Genomic DNA, 950 nt, shown 5'->3' on the forward strand with positions numbered 1-950 from the left:
TCATCCAGTCATCCAGCTTTTCTCTGAACTTTTTGCAAGTGTGAATGCTGGCGTTATCGACTACGACTAGAGTGTAACGGTCACCTGTGTTGTATTTCGGGTCTTGCATCTGTTCAGCAAAATCCTCAAACACACGGATGACGTCATCACCAGTGACCGGCCCGAAAACAGAGGAGTAAAACAGATCATTATCACGATTCATGAACCCCAGAACATTTATGCGCTGGCCGTTGACTGAGGGAATTCTCAACTGTTCTCCTTTTGGCTGCCAGGCATAAGGAACGCAGGGCTGCTGGGAGAAGCCTGATTCATCAAAATAAAACAGATTTATCAGTCCTTTCCGCTCAGCGTCATGAGCATTCTTCAGGGATTGATGGCAGCGCTCGAAAGTGGCCTGATCGCGCTTATGCTGACAGGATTTTCGTACGCGCTTGTAGACCAAGCCGATTTTTTTTTGCCATCCGCTTCAGGGTTTTTAAAGAGGCCGATTTACCCGTTTCTTCTTCGATTTTTGCCTGTGCATAAGATATGCGACGTGGCTCTTCTGCAATGAGCTCTGCAAGGCGTTGTGTTTCTTGATCATTATAGATCGCCGGCTTGCCGCCTCCATGATCTTTATACAGGCCTTGTATACCTGATAACTCCCAGTCATCAATCCACCGGGATATCGTCTGATACTGAACATCAAAAACATCAGCTATCTGAGCCAGAGAATATCCTTTTGAACTGAGAAATACCGCATGGGCACGTTCTCTTACACAAGGTAGAGGGCCGTTACGCATGGCACACTTTAAGGTATCGATAATGGCACTATCAGTGATGGGGTGGGCAATTTTCTTCATGATGACAGGCTCGGCACAGCAGCACTGAAAAGTATAGCACCATGTGAAACCGAACTATCGTACACTGTAGAAGTGATTAATATATGAAAGCTATTGTCCGGCTACTTA

The 950-nt window shown here is 46.1% G+C and carries 2 protein-coding genes; both read right to left on the bottom strand.

Annotation, left to right across the window (positions count from 1 at the left end; translation table 11 throughout):
- Positions 1–442: transposase (locus tag ACY2RQ_RS19450; protein ID WP_490114670.1), on the bottom strand; the 442-nt coding region annotated here is incomplete at its 3' end.
- The gene (locus ACY2RQ_RS19455) at positions 405–842 is read right to left on the bottom strand and encodes a helix-turn-helix domain-containing protein (protein ID WP_490114671.1); all 438 of its coding nucleotides are present in this window, start codon (positions 840–842) and stop codon (positions 405–407) included. The genes ACY2RQ_RS19455 and ACY2RQ_RS19450, both read right to left, overlap by 38 nt.
- Positions 843–950: the final 108 nt, after the last annotated feature.

This window comes from Parendozoicomonas sp. 209JJ7-1, assembly GCF_058147085.1.